1 protein-coding gene is annotated in these 669 nt (G+C 77.4%); it reads right to left on the bottom strand.

Annotated features, from left to right (window positions below):
- Nucleotides 1-93: 93 nt before the first annotated feature.
- Nucleotides 94-537 carry a GtrA family protein gene (locus tag GT045_RS10455; protein WP_161333977.1) on the bottom strand — a complete coding sequence of 148 codons (444 nt, stop codon included), beginning with the start codon at nt 535-537 and terminating at the stop codon, nt 94-96.
- Nucleotides 538-669: the final 132 nt, after the last annotated feature.

Raw genomic sequence — 669 nt, 5'->3', positions numbered from 1 at the left:
GCCCGGGACCGGCCGCCGCGGGCCGGCACTCCGCGGCCCTCTCGACCGGCCCCCAGCGCTGCCCGCCGGTGCCGCCCGCACGGGGCGGGCGGCTCACACGCGTCGGCGGCCGAAGACGACCAGCCGCAACAGGGCGAAGCGCACCACGGTCACCAGGGCGAAACTCGCCACCAGCACCAGGGCTTCCGCCGCCGGTGAGGCTGCCGGCCGACAGCGGCGGAAGAGCAGGACCGTGCCCGTGGTGACCAGGTAGGCCAGGACGAACAGGGCGCCTGCGGCCAGGTGCGCCCGCAGCGCGGGGACCGGCGTGCCGCGGAAGGTCAGCCGCCGGTTGGCCTCGGTGTTCAGGACGGTGACGGGGAGCAGCGACGCGAGGTTGGCCGCCGGGGGAGAGGCCCAGTGGCGCAGCAGCCAGTACAGCAGGGCCTGCCCCGCGGTGGAGGCGACGCCGACGACGACGAACCAGCCGACCTGTCCGGGCAGCGTGCCGCGGCCGGCCCGGCCGGAGCCGCCGCGGAGTGTGCTGAGACGTCGCACCCGTCCATCATGCGGGCCACCGGCGGCGTACCGGGGGAGTGCGGGGGTGGCGGTTCGGCGTCTGTCTCGGGGGCTGCTCGCGGCGTACCGGGGAGTGCCGGGAGCGGCGGTTCCGCGTCCGTCTCGGGGGCC

The sequence above is a fragment of the Streptomyces sp. SID486 genome, assembly GCF_009865385.1.
Taxonomy (GTDB): domain Bacteria; phylum Actinomycetota; class Actinomycetes; order Streptomycetales; family Streptomycetaceae; genus Streptomyces.
The sequence above is the reverse complement of the archived record's forward strand: the minus strand, read 5'-3'. Positions and strand labels throughout refer to the sequence as shown.